The sequence below is a fragment of the Thalassolituus sp. genome (assembly GCF_984348125.1).
The window spans coordinates 1-16173 of the sequence record NZ_CFHJLR010000012.1 but is presented as its reverse complement, the minus strand read 5'-3'; the positions used below and the strand labels follow the sequence as shown (position 1 = coordinate 16173).

13 protein-coding genes and 1 tRNA gene are annotated in these 16173 nt (G+C 51.9%); 12 read left to right on the top strand and 2 right to left on the bottom strand.

The features are described 5' to 3' along the window. The first annotated feature begins 74 nt into the window (after positions 1 to 74). Entirely contained in the window at positions 75 to 1007 is a 933-nt protein-coding gene (locus AC5E51_RS09895; RefSeq protein WP_488074793.1) for a 1-aminocyclopropane-1-carboxylate deaminase/D-cysteine desulfhydrase, read from the top strand. Positions 1008 to 1022: 15 nt separating this feature from the next. Here AC5E51_RS09895 and AC5E51_RS09890 read toward each other — a convergent pair whose 3' ends face one another. Further along, the gene (locus tag AC5E51_RS09890) at positions 1023 to 1865 is read right to left on the bottom strand and encodes a DUF1853 family protein (protein ID WP_068442068.1); all 843 of its coding nucleotides are present in this window, start codon (positions 1863 to 1865) and stop codon (positions 1023 to 1025) included. Positions 1866 to 1962: 97 nt separating this feature from the next. Here AC5E51_RS09890 and AC5E51_RS09885 point away from each other — a divergent pair, with 97 nt between their 5' ends. The 11 genes from AC5E51_RS09885 to AC5E51_RS09835 all read left to right on the top strand — a co-directional run bounded on the left by AC5E51_RS09885 (position 1963) and on the right by AC5E51_RS09835 (position 15575). Next, on the top strand, positions 1963 to 2847 hold the full coding sequence (locus AC5E51_RS09885; protein ID WP_068442071.1) for an NAD(+) kinase: 885 nt from the start codon (positions 1963 to 1965) through the stop codon (positions 2845 to 2847). Between the two features lie 2 nt (positions 2848 to 2849). After that, on the top strand, positions 2850 to 3806 hold the full coding sequence (locus AC5E51_RS09880; RefSeq protein WP_076514109.1) for a metallophosphoesterase: 957 nt from the start codon (positions 2850 to 2852) through the stop codon (positions 3804 to 3806). Next, on the top strand, positions 3806 to 4642 hold the full coding sequence (locus AC5E51_RS09875) for a rhomboid family intramembrane serine protease (RefSeq protein ID WP_491778523.1): 837 nt from the start codon (positions 3806 to 3808) through the stop codon (positions 4640 to 4642). Before AC5E51_RS09880 ends, AC5E51_RS09875 begins: the two co-directional genes overlap by 1 nt. Further along, positions 4632 to 4877, top strand: coding sequence for a YeaC family protein (locus AC5E51_RS09870; protein WP_068442083.1), 246 nt, complete (start codon positions 4632 to 4634; stop codon positions 4875 to 4877). The genes AC5E51_RS09875 and AC5E51_RS09870 overlap by 11 nt, the downstream gene beginning before the upstream one ends. Then, positions 4874 to 5716, top strand: coding sequence for a DUF2797 domain-containing protein (locus AC5E51_RS09865; RefSeq protein WP_297530533.1), 843 nt, complete (start codon positions 4874 to 4876; stop codon positions 5714 to 5716). Before AC5E51_RS09870 ends, AC5E51_RS09865 begins: the two co-directional genes overlap by 4 nt. A gap of 1 nt (position 5717) precedes the next feature. Continuing rightward, on the top strand, positions 5718 to 8333 hold the full coding sequence (pepN, locus tag AC5E51_RS09860; protein ID WP_491778522.1) for an aminopeptidase N: 2616 nt from the start codon (positions 5718 to 5720) through the stop codon (positions 8331 to 8333). Between the two features lie 14 nt (positions 8334 to 8347). Further along, complete coding sequence (locus AC5E51_RS09855; RefSeq protein WP_491222447.1) at positions 8348 to 9757, top strand: DUF1329 domain-containing protein; 1410 nt, start codon at positions 8348 to 8350, stop codon at positions 9755 to 9757. A 297-nt stretch (positions 9758 to 10054) separates the two neighbouring features. Then, positions 10055 to 11131, top strand: coding sequence for a YCF48-related protein (locus AC5E51_RS09850; RefSeq protein WP_068442090.1), 1077 nt, complete (start codon positions 10055 to 10057; stop codon positions 11129 to 11131). Continuing rightward, on the top strand, positions 11124 to 13607 hold the full coding sequence (locus AC5E51_RS09845; RefSeq protein ID WP_491222448.1) for an efflux RND transporter permease subunit: 2484 nt from the start codon (positions 11124 to 11126) through the stop codon (positions 13605 to 13607). Before AC5E51_RS09850 ends, AC5E51_RS09845 begins: the two co-directional genes overlap by 8 nt. Before the next feature lie 87 nt (positions 13608 to 13694). Further along, positions 13695 to 14552 carry a hypothetical protein gene (locus tag AC5E51_RS09840; protein WP_068442096.1) on the top strand — a complete coding sequence of 286 codons (858 nt, stop codon included), beginning with the start codon at positions 13695 to 13697 and terminating at the stop codon, positions 14550 to 14552. Between the two features lie 6 nt (positions 14553 to 14558). Next, entirely contained in the window at positions 14559 to 15575 is a 1017-nt protein-coding gene (locus tag AC5E51_RS09835; protein WP_491778521.1) for an AraC family transcriptional regulator, read from the top strand. Positions 15576 to 16015: 440 nt separating this feature from the next. On the opposite strand, the gene AC5E51_RS09830 is transcribed toward AC5E51_RS09835, so the two are convergent. Further along, a tRNA-Asp gene (locus AC5E51_RS09830) sits at positions 16016 to 16092 on the bottom strand. Between the last annotated feature and the right edge of the window lie 81 nt (positions 16093 to 16173).

The window sequence follows — 16173 nt, the reverse complement described above, 5'->3', positions numbered from 1 at the left end:
GAAGAGAGACTGAGCCTCCGCTGTTTGTGGTTGCATGACAGCGCGAATGAGATCTGGCATCTTAGGCGTCTTTATTGGCTGCAACGTTTATCTGCCCTTCCGCCGTGTCTGATCTATCCCTTTTGCTGGAACGCCTGCTGCCCACTACCGACCTGAGTATGGGTTCCGGACTGATTGCACGTCATAACGTTCGAGGCCTTGATTTTGACTGCCTGCACCTTGAGCAGATTGATCCTCTGATGTCTGGCAATAAAGTCTTTAAACTGCTCGGGCACCTCCACGCGTGGGAAGAATCGGGAAGGTCATCCCTGATCAGCTTTGGCGGCCGTTGGTCCAATCACCTCCATGCGCTGGCATTTGCTGCTCAACGGCTCAACATCCCAGTGGAAGCCTGGGTGTTGGGCTACCCCGAACAGCCTCTGACGCCCACCTTGCAGGACTGTATCGATGCTGGCATGAGAATACGCTTCTGCGGCCGTGATCAATACGCGATGCGTTATGACGAAGCGTGGCGGACTCGATTGGCGGTTGAGTCAGATGCCTGGGTGATTCCTGAGGGCGGCGACGGCCCTGAGGGCAGGGAAGGATTCGGCCTGCTTGCATCGCTGTTCGAGCCCTACGACGAAGTCTGGGTTGCTGCGGGCACCGGGACGACGGCGCAGGGAATTGCTGAGCAGTTAAGAGCAGATCAGACCTTAGTGATCGTCAATGCTGTTCAGGATCAGGGAGTGCTTGAGGCACAGTTAAAAGCGAGCTCCTATTCCCCTGAAATACGTTTTGCGCACCAGCCAGAAAACCTGCGATTCGGTAAATTATCTCCGGCGCTCAGGGAACTGATTGCCGATGCAGACCGGGCGGGCCTGATGCTTGACCCTGTCTATACCGTACGTCTGCTCGCGGCCTGGCTCATGGCACAGGATACTGAGCCAAGACGCAGCCTGCTGGTTCATAGTGGCGGACTGCAAGGTCGCCGCGGTGTATCGGGTCTTAGGTACTCAACGTTATAGATGTATCGTTTGGGGTTAACTGTGCCAGTCAGGCGCGACCATCATCCAGCGTTCAGTTTCTCCCCAACCGTTCTGGAGCTTCTCCATCCGGGCAATCGCAAGAGGGATGCTCAGATATTGATAAGCACAGGTGAGGTATTTCAGAAGCTCATCCCGCGTGATCGCAAACGACGAGAATACCGGGCTTAGCCAATCCTGTTTTGATAAAACGTACCAGTGTCCTTCGGGTAAGTAGTGAGCCTGCTCAATCGGGCACCAGTAGCCCGACCAGTGGTCTGGGCTGATTTCGACGGGCAAAGGTGCTGCCGATACATCATGCGCTGGAGCAAACAGGCAGCCACGCATAATGGCGAAAGATTGCACGGGGGCAGGGGCAAGCTGCTTGATTTCACTCAGAGCGACCGGGTTCTGAGCCAGTGGTAACTGGTGATCGAAGGTGTGCTGTATTTTACGGCTGAGAAGATCCCGGCGATTCGGACCGATCCAGTCATCCTCGACGCCAAGGTAGAATTTGAGTGCAAGCTCAATGTGCAGGGTGCTTTGTCCGCGCGGAATCAGCAGATCCAGTTCGCCGAGGGTTCTTCCTTCATCGGTAATCTGCTGGTTGGCGATGAACGGAATTTCTGAGCTGCTTAATGCGGATTGCCACAGTTGTTCGAAACGGAAACCAAGGCGCGGGCTTTGAAAATCGGGTGACAGAGTGGTCCCTTTCAAACGGCTTTCGCACAGCTCTGGCAATATTTCTGTTAGCGGCGGTGTTACGCTGCTGCTCAGGAGAGACGGACCAAAGATGCTCCAGAGCAGATCGCGTTTGTTTTTATCCTGAATGTCGAAGAATGCTTCCGGGGTGGTCGCCATGGGGTCAAGCCTGGTGTTCTGCGGTATAGTATGTAAAAAGACGCTGCAGCAGGATGTTGACTGCAGCCCGTGATTTGTTGAGGTTACCAGTTTTCTGATGGAAGAGTTCCGCAATATCGGTCTGATCGGCCGACTGAACAGTAATAAAGTGATAGATACTATCCGTCGTTTGTCGCGTTATCTGCTCGATGAGGGGTATCACACCATTCTGGACGACCGTATCGCGGAGGTGATGCCGGGTCACGGAATGCAGGTCAGCAATGTGAATATGCTGGGCGAGATCTGCGATCTTGTGATCGTAGTGGGCGGTGACGGCAGCCTTCTTGGTGCTGCGCGGGCTCTGGCTAAGTTCAACACACCGGTACTGGGCATTAACCGTGGTCGTCTTGGGTTCCTGACCGACATCAGCCCGGATGAAGAGATGTGCGAAGCAGTTCAGGCGGTACTCGACGGCGACTATATAGAAGAAAGACGTTTCCTGCTGGATGCGGAAATCAAACGGGATGGTAACCCGATTGGCTCAGCCACCGGCTTGAACGACGTGGTTCTGCACCCGGGTAAGTCAGCCCGGATGATCGCCTTTGACCTCTATATCGAAGGTCAGTTTGTTTATCACCTGCGCTCTGATGGTCTGATTGTTTCAACACCGACTGGATCTACCGCCTATGCTTTGTCTGGTGGCGGCCCGATTATGCATCCGCGCCTTGATGCCCTGGTTCTGGTGCCAATGTTTCCGCATACGCTGTCGAGTCGACCGATTGTGGTTGACGGCAAGGCAGAAGTGAAAATTGTTGTGGATGCCAGCCAGGGGCTGTATCCGACGATCAGTTGTGACGGCCAGACACACATTCCTTGTGCACCGGGTGACAGCATCACTATCCGTAAAAAAGCGCACAAGCTGAAACTGATCCATCCGAAAGGTCATAACTTTTACGAGATCTGTCGTACGAAGTTGGGCTGGAGCAGTAACCTCGGAGACTGAATATGCATCAGGGATATGACCTGATAGGCGACATTCATGGCTGCGGCCTGACGCTGATCGACCTGCTTGAACAGATGGGTTACAGCAAGCGCAATGGGGTGTATCAGCATCCGAAGCGCAAAGTCGTTTTCCTCGGGGACATCGTTGACCGTGGGCCGAATATCCGGCTTGCATGTCATATCGTGCGGGACATGGTCGAAGCTGGGCACGCCGATATCGTTATGGGTAACCACGAGTACAACGTCGTTACCTATCTGAGTGAAGCGCCGGCGGGCATGCGCCAGCCGTTTCTGCGTCCGCACACACCGCGTAACAATTTCATTGTTGAACAGACGCTGGAGCAGTTTGCGAATTACCCGCAGGAATTCAATGAAATGCTCGATTGGTTCCTGACTATTCCCTTGTTCCGTGAGTACGAGCACTTCCGGGTGGTTCACGCTTGCTGGGATCATCAGATGATCGACGAGTATCTGCGCCGCTACGGCTCCAACCAGATTACTAAAGAGATGCTGCCGGAATCGGTGCAGACGGATTCATTTCTGTATCAGTTTCTGGACCGGATGCTGCGTGGCACTTCTCTGAAATTGCCTGATGGTCGTTCAATGACGGCAAAAGACGGCATGGTCAGACAGTTCTTCAGAACCAAGTTCTGGGCGGGAGACCCGCAGCGCTATAACGATGTGATTTTTCAGCCTGACCCTCTGCCTGAAGATTTGCAGCATGCGCTACTCAGTGAAGACGAGAAAGAGCAGTTACTGTTTTATGGGCCTGATGAAAAACCTCTGTTTATCGGACATTACTGGATGTCAGGCTTGCCCGAGCCCATCGTACCCAACATCGCCTGTCTTGATTACAGTGCAGTGAAGTACGGCCGCCTGGTCGCGTATCGGATGGATACCGAACGTCATCTGCAGAAGGGCAAATTTGCCTGGGTCCGCGTTGAAAAGAAAGAGCGCTGATGCAACCGCTGGCCGTATTAAGTGCTCCACTGGAGACTGACCTGTCGCCTCTGACACGGCATTTGTGGTCAGAGAAAATAGTGCATCGCGTTGTCGAGGAAGGTAATCAGCAGGTGTTATTGATTGCCGACCCCGACGATATCGAGCGTATCAAAGAGCTGCTGGACGACTGGAGAGAAGGCTCATTAGCGGAGCCAGTGGCTGTCGGGAGTTCTGGCCCTTCGATCATCCAACGGCTGACCGCAGTGCCGTTAACGGTTGCTCTCATAGTGCTGGTGGCTTGCGTGTTTGGCTGGCAGCATGTTTCGAATGACTGGCACGCATGGCTGGAGAATAGCCAGTCTCTCTGGCCCGACGCCCGAAATCAGCTTTCTACCTATCTGAATATGTCGTTCTGGGAAATGTGGCGGCCAACGCTGCTGCACTTTAGTGTGATGCATCTGCTGTTCAATACCTTGTGGATCTGGGTACTGGCCGGAGCCATGGAACGTCAGGGCGAGCGTTTCGGAATTCTGGCATTGCTTATACTGTGCGGCATTAGCGGAAACCTGTTGCAATGGTGGCTGGCTGGTCCAGCGTTCGGTGGTATCTCGGGCGTTGTCTATGGTTTAGCGGCCTGGACCGGGCTTCGTCAGTACCGTTACAGAATTAATTATGGCGTTCCTCCGGCCTTGTTGGGGGTAATGATTTTCTTTATGGTGATTATGCTGTTCGGCGACACCGTGGTGCCGGGCCTGTCGGGGTCTGCTCATGGCGGGCATCTGGGCGGTTTATTGTGTGGCTTCCTGCTGGCCGTGATCTGGCCAAATCCTAATCGGAGAAATAATGAATCTTGAAGATCTGATCCGTTCGCTTACACCCGAAGTGTACGAAAACCTGAAAAATGCTGTTGCAACCGGGCGTTGGCCAAATGGCCGCAAGCTTGAGGATGGGCAGCGGGAATTATGCATGGAAGCCATCATCTATTACGAAAACACCCACGATGTGCCTGCCGATCAACGAGTAGGATATCTCGATCAGGGGTGCAAATCTGGTAAAGACGACGACACTCAACCGCTGAATATCCAATGAGCAAGTCAGAATTTTCCGGCCATCTGGATAAGATGCGCATTCGCCCAGCGGCAACGGTGGCATACTCGCTGGTGCTCAACAATGAAGAGTACCCGATCAACGATTTTCTCGGAAAAAGCCTGTCCCTCTCGTGGGAGGGCGACATCCATTGTCGTGCCTGTAACCGGCCAACCAATAAAAGTTTCAGCCAGGGATATTGTTACCCCTGCTTTACCAAACTGCCGGAATGCGATTCCTGCATCATGAGCCCTGAAAAGTGCCACTTTCACCTTGGTACCTGCCGGGATGCAGCGTGGGGTGAGCGCGTTTGTTTTAACGATCATATCGTTTACCTGGCCAATTCGTCGGGCATCAAGGTCGGCATTACGCGGATGAAGAACATGCCTTCCCGCTGGCTGGATCAGGGCGCTGCGCAAGCCTTACCAATTGCGAGAGTTGCAACACGACGACTGGCAGGGTTGGTCGAAGATATTATCCGCCGCGATATCGCCGATAAAACGAACTGGCGGGCAATGCTGAAAGGCGATTCGCCAGAACTGGACCTGGTCGCAGAAAGAGACCGCCTCAAAGAACATTTTGCTGAAGAACTCAATCAGCTTGAGCTGGAGCAGGGTCCTGGCTCAATTACATGGTTGACGAACGAGAGCGTCCGGCACTTTAATTACCCAGTAATTGAATACCCGACCAAAGTAAGTAGTCATAATTTCGATAAAACCGCAGAAGTATCGGGGCGCCTGATGGGCATGAAGGGTCAGTACCTGATTCTCGATACTGGAGTCATCAATGTGCGGAAATTTACCTCATACAACGTCAGAGTGACAGTGAACAGGGAGTCTTAACATGCGTGACGCTCAACCGAAGGCGATTCAGTTAGCGGACTACCAAGCACCCGCCTATGAAGTGACGGATACCCATCTTAAATTTGAGTTAAACGATGGCTATACACAGGTGCATTCCGTTCTGACACTCAAGCAGGCCGGGGACGGTAATGAACTCGTACTTAACGGGCAGGACCTTGAACTTCTTAGTATCCGTCTTGACGGAAACGAACTGACGACCGATGACTATGTGGTGGGTGAGGAAACACTGACTCTCAGTAGCTTAGGCGCTTCACATACTTTGGAAATATCTACTCAGATATATCCAGAAAAAAATACAGCATTGGAAGGGCTGTATCGTTCAGGCGGTATGTATTGCACACAGTGCGAGGCCGAAGGCTTCCGTCGTATCACTTACTACCCGGACCGCCCGGATGTTATGTCAGTGTTTACAACTGAAATAATCGCCGATGCTGAACAGTTCCCAGTGTTGCTGTCGAACGGCAACCCGGTGAGTGAAAAAACTGAAGATGGCAAAAAGCACGTCGTCTGGCACGATCCGCATAAAAAGCCGGCCTACCTGTTTGCGCTGGTGGCAGGGGATCTTCAGGTTCGTGATGATCACTTCATTACCTGCTCAGGTCGTGAAGTGCTGCTGCGGATTTTTGTTGAACCTCAGAACGTTGATAAAACAGAATACGCACTGGACGCTCTGAAGCGCTCTATGCGATGGGACGAAGAAGTCTATGGCCGCGAATACGATCTGGATATTTTCATGATCGTCGCCGTTGATGACTTCAACATGGGGGCCATGGAAAACAAAGGTCTGAATATTTTTAACTCGTCCTGTGTTCTCGCTAACCCAGCTACCGCGACCGATGCCGCGTATCAACGTATCGAAGCCATTGTGGCTCACGAATATTTTCACAACTGGTCGGGCAACCGCGTTACCTGTCGCGACTGGTTTCAGTTAAGCCTCAAAGAAGGTTTTACTGTGTTCCGGGATGCCTGTTTCTCCGCGGATATGAATTCACCCACTGTGAAACGAATTGAAGACGCCAGTATGCTGCGCACTGTTCAGTTCGCGGAAGACGGTGGGCCGATGGCGCATCCGGTGCAACCAGACTCTTACATCGAGATTTCCAACTTTTACACAGTGACCATCTATGAGAAAGGCGCTGAAATTGTTCGTATGTTGCACAAAATTCTGGGCGCCGAAGGATTCCGTAAAGGCTCTGATCTGTATTTCGAGCGCCACGATGGTCAGGCTGTCACCATCAACGATTTTGTTCAGGCAATGGAAGACGCCAATGGCGTTGATCTCAGCCAGTTCCGCCTCTGGTACAAACAGTCGGGTACGCCGGTGGTTGAAGTACTTACCCAATACGATCATGCGGCAGAACGCCTGACTATTAATCTGCGCCAGAGTACCCCAGACACACCAGGGCAAACGAATAAGAAGCCGCTGTGGATTCCTGTTCAGTTGGGCTTTATTGCTCACAGCGGCGAAGATATGGAAATTCGCCCGGACAAAGCCGATTCGTGGACCGAAGAAAGCCAGGTTCTGCATTTCCGCGAGGCCGAGCAGACCTTCAGTTTCGGTGGCGTGATCGAAGAGCCTGTTGTGTCACTGTTCCGCGATTTCTCCGCGCCGGTGCGTATTAATTATCAGCACAGCCAGTCTGCGTTGCGCTTCATGTTGCAGCACGACAGTGATGGTTTTAACCGCTGGGATGCCGGACAGCAACTGATGCTGCACTGGATTGCGCTGGCGGAGAAAGGGCGTTTTAAGCTCGTTAAAGAAGACATTGACGCACTGCACAGTGTAATCAGTGACGAGAGTCTGGACCCGGCGATGGTTGCTTACCTGATGGCATTGCCATCCGAGGCGTACATCGCAGAAACGCGGAAGTCTTATGATCCTGTCGCTATTCACAATGGTCGTGAGCAGGTTCTGTCTGAGGTGGCTGAAGCGTTAAACGAAGACTTTAAGGCTTGCTACGAACGCTTGAATGTCCCTGCCGAATACCAGCCTGCACCGGCTGATATGGCGCGTCGCTCGCTGAAAAATCTTGCGCTTTCGTACTGGGCGCGCGCATCTTCGGATGGTATCGAAGCGGCTAAGGCGCAGTTTAACAGTGCAGACAACATGACCGATCAGATGGCGGCACTGCGTGTTCTCGTGACATGCTGTGATGAAGCTGAAGCGCAGGAAGCTCTGAATGCGTTTTACGAGCAGTGGAAACACGATTCACTGGTTGTAAATCAGTGGCTGACAGTCCAGTGTGGCTCTTCACGATTGGGCTCGCCGGAGCATATTGAAAAAATGCTGGAGCACGAAGCATTCGACTGGCGCAACCCCAACAAGGTGCGCTCAGTCATTGGTGCGTTTGCGAATCAGGCACTGTGTCATTTTCATAGTGAAAATGGCCGTGGTTACCGTCTGCTGGCAGATGCAGTTATCCGTTTGAACGCAAGCAACCCTCAGATAGCTTCACGACTCCTGACGCCACTGACCCGCTGGAAGCGTTTAGTGCCAAGTCAGTCACACTTGATGAAAGCTGAGTTGCAACGAATCATGGATAGCGGCAGTCTCTCGAAAGACGTGTATGAAGTTGTTAGCAAGAGTTTGGTTTAAGGAAAACTGATCTGATGGATCTTTCAGGTATCATCCGTGTAAAACGCGGTTTCTCATTGCTTGCCACGCTATGCGTGGCGGGTGGTATGTTTGTGTCGCAGGCCTATGCCTCTGTCTCAGTTTCTGAAGCAGAACGGCTTAAGTCTGTCCTCACTCCCATGGGTGGGCAGCGCGAGGGCAACGGCCGTGATATTCCCCCATGGCGGGGTGGACTGACTCTGCCGCCGGTTGAATATAAAGAGCCAGGGCAACATCACCCTGATCCATTTCCGGACGACCAGCCTCTGTTTACTGTGACTGCTCAGAACATGAATCAGTACAGCAATAATCTGACAGAAGGGCAGAAAGAGATGTTCAGGACATACCCTGACACCTTCAAAATGCCTGTGTACCAGACTCGTCGTACAGCTGCAGCACCTGAGTGGGTATATGAAAACACCTACAAAAATGCGTTACGTGCCGAATTAGCAGACGGTGGTAACTCGCTTCTTTATTCGTACGCGGGTATTCCGTTCCCCATCCTGAGTGATAATAAAAATCAGGCGGGTGTTCAGGCGGTCTGGAATCACATTACTCGCTGGCGTGGCACCTACCTGCAGCTGCAGGCTTCAGAGGTTGCAGTTCATCAGGACGGCAAGTTCACACCGACTACGGTAGAGCAACAGGTTGAATTCAACTACTACCGTCAGGATAAAACGATTGAAGAGCTGGATAACTTACTTTTCTATTATCTGTCTGTGACCAAAGCACCAGCGCGTCTCGCTGGTGGTGCGGTACTGGTCCATGAACCTCTTAACCAGGCAAACGATGCCCGGCAGGCTTGGGGTTACAACGCTGGTCAGCGTCGTGTACGTCGTGCCCCTAACCTTGCGTACGACACGCCTATTGCCGCTGCCGATGGCTTACGCTATGCCGACGACACGGACATTTATAACGGTTCGCCGGACCGCTATAACTGGAAACTTATCGATAAACGCGAAATTTACATTCCATACAATAACTATCGTCTCACCTCGAATGAGGCAAGTTACAACGATATTCTGCGCCCAGGGCATCTCAACCCAGAATACACCCGCTATGAAAAACATCGTGTCTGGGTCGTTGAAGGTACGCTTAAAGATGGTATGAGGCATGTTTACAGCAAAAGAGTGTTCTATATTGATGAAGATACCTGGAGCATTGCGGTAGCAGATCAGTACGATATGAATGGCCAGTTGTGGCGTGTGAGCATGGCCTATATTAAGACGTATTATGAGCTACCGGTGACCTGGACTGGCATGGATGTGTTCCATGATCTTCTCGACCGCCGCTACCATGTACAGGGCTTGATGAACGAAGAGCCCGAAGAAATTGACTACAGTAACCCACCTCCGGGTGACCGTTACTTCACACCGGCTGAATTGCGTCGACGCGGACGCCGATAACACCTCCCCGGTAATTTTCACTGTCAAGGGGGCGTAGCAGTAAGGTGCGGGAAGCGCCAGTTTGGTTACATAACGTAACAAGAGCGTGTTAGTCAGTGGTAGGGCTGTCCGCTAGACTAGCGCCGCTTTAATAATGCTAATAATACGGGGTTTTATATGTTTTCTGATTTGGTCAGGCCATGGGCAGGCAACCAAAAGAGCGGGCTAAGCCTCCTCTCGGGTCTGTTCATTAGCGGGGCTCTGGCTACATCAACCGGAGCATTCGCAGAGTGGCAGGATCCTCTCCAGACACCTGCAATGTCGTCCGACAAGGCGCATGAATCATTGTTACTTGATGTTACAGATCGTGGTCAAGCGCTTGTCAGTGTTGGTGCCTACGGCCACGCTATCGTTTCAACAGACAACGGCTTCACCTGGAGTCAGGGTAGCGTTCCTGTAACCACAACCTTAACTTCCGTTGATTTTGCTGATGAACAGAATGGCTGGGCTGTCGGCCATGACGGCGTGATTCTCAACACGATGGACGGTGGATCAAACTGGACGAAACAGTTTGACGGCTTCAAAGCCAATGAAGCGATGCTGAGGTCGGCACGGAATAACCTGACAAATGCGGAAGAGCGCTTAGAAGCAATTCAGGAAACGGGCTCCGATATGGATGTAGAGCAGGCCATGACTGCTCTGGAGAATGCAGAATTTGCATTTCAGGATGCTGAGTACGATCTCGAAACTGGCTCGACCAAACCCTTCCTTGATGTGTATTTCTGGTCAGCGAGAGAAGGTATTGCAGTCGGTGCGTACGGGATGGCCTTCCAGACGATGGACGGTGGCAATGAGTGGTTTGAAATCAGTTCAAGACTGCCAAACCCGAATCGCTTGCACCTCAACGCAATTACCCGCGTCGGCGAACGCTCACTGACAATTGTCGGTGAAATGGGGCTTATGCTTCGATCAGACGACATGGGTGAAACCTGGGTTGGTCAGTCAGCACCTTACGACGGCTCTCTTTTTGGATTGCTCGATGAAGGGGATACCCAGATTCTTTTCGCTCTGCGCGGACACACCTACCGCTCCGATGATGACGGCATTACCTGGCAAGTGCTCGATACCGGTTCTGAGCAAACTCTGCTGGGAGGTTTCAGTTCAGATCGAGGTGCGATGCTAGTCGGAAACGGCGGTAGCGTGGTGACGCTGAACGCTCAGCTATCAGGAGCAGAATCGACAATCATCGCTGGCCGCAAAGGCGCAGCATCAGTTATTCGCAGTGAAGCCGGGCATTTCGTTATTGCCGGCGACGCTGGCATTCAATTGGTAAGCAGAGAGGGCAAATTGTTGCAACGTCAGGCAGAAATGAGCGGGGAGAAAGGCAATGAGTGAACAGAAGCACCATTACTCCTCTGAGCCAGAGCACTACATTCTGTCTTCAGAATCGGAGCCGTTTCTTGAACGCCTGATCTTTAACAATCGCTCGCTGGTCATCGTCGTACTGATGGCCCTGACTGCGTTATTTGGCTATGGCCTGAGTAAGGTTACGCTGGATGCCAGTATCGAAAAGTATATCCCTCTGAACCACGAGTACATCCAGAACTACCTTGTTCATAAAGATGAGATGAAAAGTGGTGTAGCCAACGTAAAAATTGCTGTCGAAACAACTGACGGTGACATTTTTACCCAGGACTACATGGATACTCTGAGTAAAATCAGTGACGAAATCTTTTTCGTTAAGGGGGTCGACCGCTCCGGAATGGAGTCTCTCTGGACACCGAACGTCCGTTGGATGGAAGTGACCGAGGAAGGTTTTCAGGGCGGCCCGGTTATTCCGAGCACCTATGATGGTTCTCCTGACAGCCTCGAACAGGTTCGTCAGAATGTCTTGAAGTCGGGTCAGGTTGGTCGTCTGGTGGCGAACAACTTCGAGTCTTCGATCATTAATGTTCCACTGGTTGAGTACAACCCGGACACGGGTGAAAAACTAAGCTACGCAACGTTCAGCGCGGACCTTGAAGAGAAAATCCGCAATAAGTACGGCAGTGATCAGTACCGTATTTATATCACCGGTACGCCTAAAAAACTGGGTGACCTGCTCGAGGGGGCACAGTCGATCGCGCTCTTCTTCCTTGCCGCTATGGTGATGACTGCGATTCTTCTTTATCTCTATTCCCGCTGTATCCGCGGCACCATCGTTCCTATTGTGGCATCTCTGATTGCAGTGGTCTGGCAGCTAGGTTCACTGGCGCTGATGGGATTCACCATCGACCTGTATTCTGTTCTGGTGCCTTTCCTCGTATTCGCGATTGGTATCAGTCACGGTGTTCAGATCATTAACGGCATTGCGATTGAATCCGGTAAAGGGGCATCGCCGGTTCAGGCGGCTCGTCACGCATTCCGTGGTTTGTATGTCCCAGGCATGCTGGCACTACTCAGCGACGCGATTGGCTTCCTGACGCTGCTCTTTATTGATATCGGCGTAATTCAGGAACTGGCGATCGCAGCGAGTGTGGGTGTCGCAATGATCATCGTGACCAACCTGGTACTGTTGCCAGTGATCATGTCGTACATCGGTATCAGCCAGCCGGGTATCGACCATGCGTATAAAGCATCTCAGAGCAAGGCGCCGGTATGGCGTGGCCTCTCTGCCTTTGCCAGCCGTAAGGTTGCACCATTCCCAATTGCTATCGCTATCGCAATGGGGATCGGTGGTTACTATTACAGTCAGGATCTGAAAATTGGTGACCTTGATAAAGGTGCGCCAGAACTTCGCGCTGACAGCCGTTACAACAAAGACAACGCCTTTATGGTCGGGAATTACTCCACCAGTTCAGACGTATTTGTTGTTATGGTCGAGACGGCTCCTGAGCGTTGTAATGCTTATAAAGTCATGGACGCTATGGATCGCTTTATGTGGTACATGGAGAACGTTCCGGGCGTTCAGTCTGCGACCTCTCTGGTCACTGTGTCCAAGCTGGTAACCAAATCGATGAACGAAGGTAACCTGAACTGGTCAGCGTTGTCGCGCAACCAGACAGTTCTGAATACCTCCATTCAGCGCGCACCGGGCGCACTGCTGAATTCAGACTGCTCCATGGCGCCTGTGATCATTTACCTGAATGATCACAAAGCTGAGACGCTTGAGACTGTGGTCGCCGCTGTCGAAAATTTTAAAGACAGCTACGACGATGACGTCGATATGAAGTTCTACGGCTATCGTTACAACGAGCTCGGGCAGGCGATCGAAGAGGGTGAAATTGATTCGGTGCCTGTGCGCTTCCAGTTAGCTTCTGGTAACGCGGGTATTGAAGCGGCGACGAATCAGGTGATTGCTGATGCGCAGGGCACTATGTTGATCTTCGTCTACGTGGTTGTTTTTGTACTCTGCTTTATCACCTTCCGTAGCTTGCGAGCTGTGGCTTGTATCCTGATCCCTCTGGCGTTGACCTCTATTCTGAGTCAGGCGCTTATGACGTACCTGGATATCGGTGTGAAGGTGGCAACGCTGCCAGTGATCGCGCTGGGTGTCGGTATCGGTGTCGACTACGGTATTTATATCTACAACCGCCTCGAAGTTATGATTCTGGCTGGTAAGTCGATGCAGGAAGCCTTCTTTGAAACCCTGCGCTCTACGGGTAAGGCCGTTAGTTTTACCGGTGTGACTCTGGCCATTGGTGTTGCCACCTGGATGCTCTCGCCGATTAAGTTCCAGGCCGATATGGGTATTCTGCTGACCTTTATGTTCCTCTGGAACATGCTTGGTGCTTTGATACTGCTGCCTGCTCTGGCGAGCTTCCTGCTCAAACCAGAGAGCATGCTGGCACGTCACAAGAAAAAGCACGGTGACGTGCCGCCTGCGGGATAATACCGCCGAAAGCAGGTAAACTAATGCCCCTGACAGAGCCTCTGTTCAGGGGCATTTTTTTAGCACTCGTTTGTCGTTGGAGTAAGAATGAAAAGTCCGCTTGGCCTGGAAGCCAGAATCCCGGTATTTGAGCTGTTCAAAGACGCGTTGTTTTTGCTGTGGGCAAAGCGCGGTCGCTTATTAAGTATGTTTCTCCCCATTATTCTTGTACTGGTGGTTCTTGATCGGTATAGCGCAGCTATTACTGAGCCTATTATTGCCGCGATGGGTCAGGAAGGCGGAAATATGGAGATGGGCTTTCCTTTGGAATTCTGGATAGTCACTGTCATATCCGGGCTATTGAGTATCCTTCTTGCGACCACTGTGCACCGTTTCACTTTGCAGGATTCGTCTCATTGGCCTAGCAATGCACTCCGAGTTCCCAATCGCTCTGACTGGCGTTACTTACTTCGTTCACTGCTGTTGGTTTTTGTTTCCGTAGGCGCTGGCCTTGGTGTGACTATTGTAGTGTTAGTCATTATGGGAATAGTGACCGGTGCGAATGATCCTGCGGCGATGCAGCAAGTGGTTGGTCTGGCATTTATTCCGGCCTTCATGTTGATGCTTTACATCCTCGCACGTTTGTCGATTACCTTGCCTGAAATTGCTATCGGCACAGAGGGCTCTGATCTAGGGCGGGCCTGGCGGATGAGCAAAGGAAATGGCACTCGCCTGGTTATCGTAGCGCTGGCTCTGCCTTTGTTGGTTAACCTCCCATTTCTACTGTTAGTGTCGCTGGAGAATGTGGTGACGGATATCGTGGCTGCCTTTGGCATATACAGTATGACACTGATATCAATCACCGTACTCTCGCTCAGCTACCAATTCCTGCTTGAGTTTTACGAGCCGGATGAAGGTGAAGAGGTCACTCCTGAGAAGGATGACGATGATGGAATGGACGCCTGATCAAACATGAAGCTGGGTGATCTGAGCATTACCTACGTCGAGGTGATTGCATCCACCATGCGCACCCTCGGTGCTGACCCGGATGCGCTGCTGGGTCAGTACAATATCCTTCCTGAAACGCTGGCATCGCCTGATACCCGAATCAGTATTCCTCGCTTTATGCGCATCGGGCACGATGCCATTCAGCAAACCAAATCCCCTTGGTTTGGTTTAGAAATGGGCCGACATACCTGGCCAGCTCAGCTGGGTCTGGCGGGCCTGGTCGCTATGACCGCACCGGATCTCCGCCGCGCCTGTCAGGCGATAGCAGGCTTTGAACTACTGTCGAGTTTTAATGCGCGTGGTGCGAGTTCGTTCTCGTTAGAAGAGGGTAAGCCCGCGCTTAAGTTCTACTCTGTTAGCCCCTACAACGCCTATAACCTGTTTGTGGTCGACTCGGTGCTTTCGAGTTGGGCACACATCCTTGGTGTCATCAGCGGGCAAACCGATGGCATCCTTGAGTCTGTCGATATCGAGTTTTCAGATCCGGGGTATGCAGATGTTTATCGTCGCTACTTCAAGTGTCCGGTGAATTTTGGCGCCGGTTCTAATCGATTAGTGCTCCAAAATGAAGCACTGAATTTACCCGTGATCCAAAGTTGCCACTCTATCCATGAAGGGCTGAAACGACAGGCGGAACGCGAACTGGACAGAGTAAGGCTCGGTCTTAGCGTGACAGAGCAGGTGGCCCGCACTGTGGCGCCGCTGTTGGACGGTGAGACCCCCGAGCTGAGTAAGGTTGCCAGTCGACTGAATATGGCGCCCTGGACGCTTCGCAGGCGCCTTCAGGCTGAAGGAAAGACCTATCAGGATGTGCTCAACGCAACGCGCAAAGATCTGGCGGTAAGTTATATCAGGGATACGTCACTGACGTTGGGGGAAATAGCGTATTTGCTGGGGTTTGGTTCTGCTGCGGCATTCCAGCGCGCATTCCGGCGCTGGACCGGCGAGGCGCCGGGCCGCTATAGGGAAAACTGCCGCTAGGGCAGAGCCGCAGTTACATCTCTACGGCGTCATCACAGTCGTCTTCGTAATCGTCAAAGCCGACATCTAACAGATCTTCAATGTAATCAGACATTTTCGATCTCCTTTTTGTTGTTAATCCAATCCTGTTGGTTTGCCACTACAGGAACACTTCCCGAGCGACAACTTAAAGTACACAGCTGATCGTGAAGAAAGTACTCAAACGAATCTAGCATATATCGTGCCACTTAAAGTAAATATAGTCGCTGCTGGAGAAAAGACCAGGCATCCTTGCCCGAGTTCCCAGACTTCCTTGCGACTATGTGTAAAAGATAGTCAGCCAATATGACGTGGATATGACATTGGCTCAGAAACTCTGATAGCGGAGCGTAAAGATCTGTCGGAGATGAAGAAGACTAATTAAGAACTATCGAGTGAAGTAGGGGGATCTAAAAAGTAGATGGCGGACTGGACGGGACTCGAACCCGCGACCCCCGGCGTGACAGGCCGGTATTCTAACCAACTGAACTACCAGTCCGCATTGTATTCACTTTATTGCAAAGTGATGGTGGGTGATGACGGGATCGAACCGCCGACCCTCTGCTTGTAAGGCAGATGC

Excerpts from the sequence above, each read along its gene's own strand:
- AC5E51_RS09875 (WP_491778523.1), top strand. The coding sequence starts at position 3,806 with ATGCAACCGCTGGCCGTATTAAGTGCTCCACTGGAGACTGACCTGTCG.
- AC5E51_RS09885 (WP_068442071.1), top strand. The coding sequence starts at position 1,963 with ATGGAAGAGTTCCGCAATATCGGTCTGATCGGCCGACTGAACAGTAAT.
- AC5E51_RS09840 (WP_068442096.1), top strand. The coding sequence starts at position 13,695 with ATGAAAAGTCCGCTTGGCCTGGAAGCCAGAATCCCGGTATTTGAGCTG.
- pepN (WP_491778522.1), top strand. The coding sequence starts at position 5,718 with ATGCGTGACGCTCAACCGAAGGCGATTCAGTTAGCGGACTACCAAGCA.
- AC5E51_RS09850 (WP_068442090.1), top strand. The coding sequence starts at position 10,055 with ATGTCGTCCGACAAGGCGCATGAATCATTGTTACTTGATGTTACAGAT.
- AC5E51_RS09855 (WP_491222447.1), top strand. The coding sequence starts at position 8,348 with ATGGATCTTTCAGGTATCATCCGTGTAAAACGCGGTTTCTCATTGCTT.
- AC5E51_RS09870 (WP_068442083.1), top strand. The coding sequence starts at position 4,632 with ATGAATCTTGAAGATCTGATCCGTTCGCTTACACCCGAAGTGTACGAA.
- AC5E51_RS09890 (WP_068442068.1), bottom strand. The coding sequence starts at position 1,865 with ATGGCGACCACCCCGGAAGCATTCTTCGACATTCAGGATAAAAACAAA.
- AC5E51_RS09835 (WP_491778521.1), top strand. The coding sequence starts at position 14,559 with ATGAAGCTGGGTGATCTGAGCATTACCTACGTCGAGGTGATTGCATCC.
- AC5E51_RS09845 (WP_491222448.1), top strand. The coding sequence starts at position 11,124 with ATGAGTGAACAGAAGCACCATTACTCCTCTGAGCCAGAGCACTACATT.
- AC5E51_RS09880 (WP_076514109.1), top strand. The coding sequence starts at position 2,850 with ATGCATCAGGGATATGACCTGATAGGCGACATTCATGGCTGCGGCCTG.
- AC5E51_RS09865 (WP_297530533.1), top strand. The coding sequence starts at position 4,874 with ATGAGCAAGTCAGAATTTTCCGGCCATCTGGATAAGATGCGCATTCGC.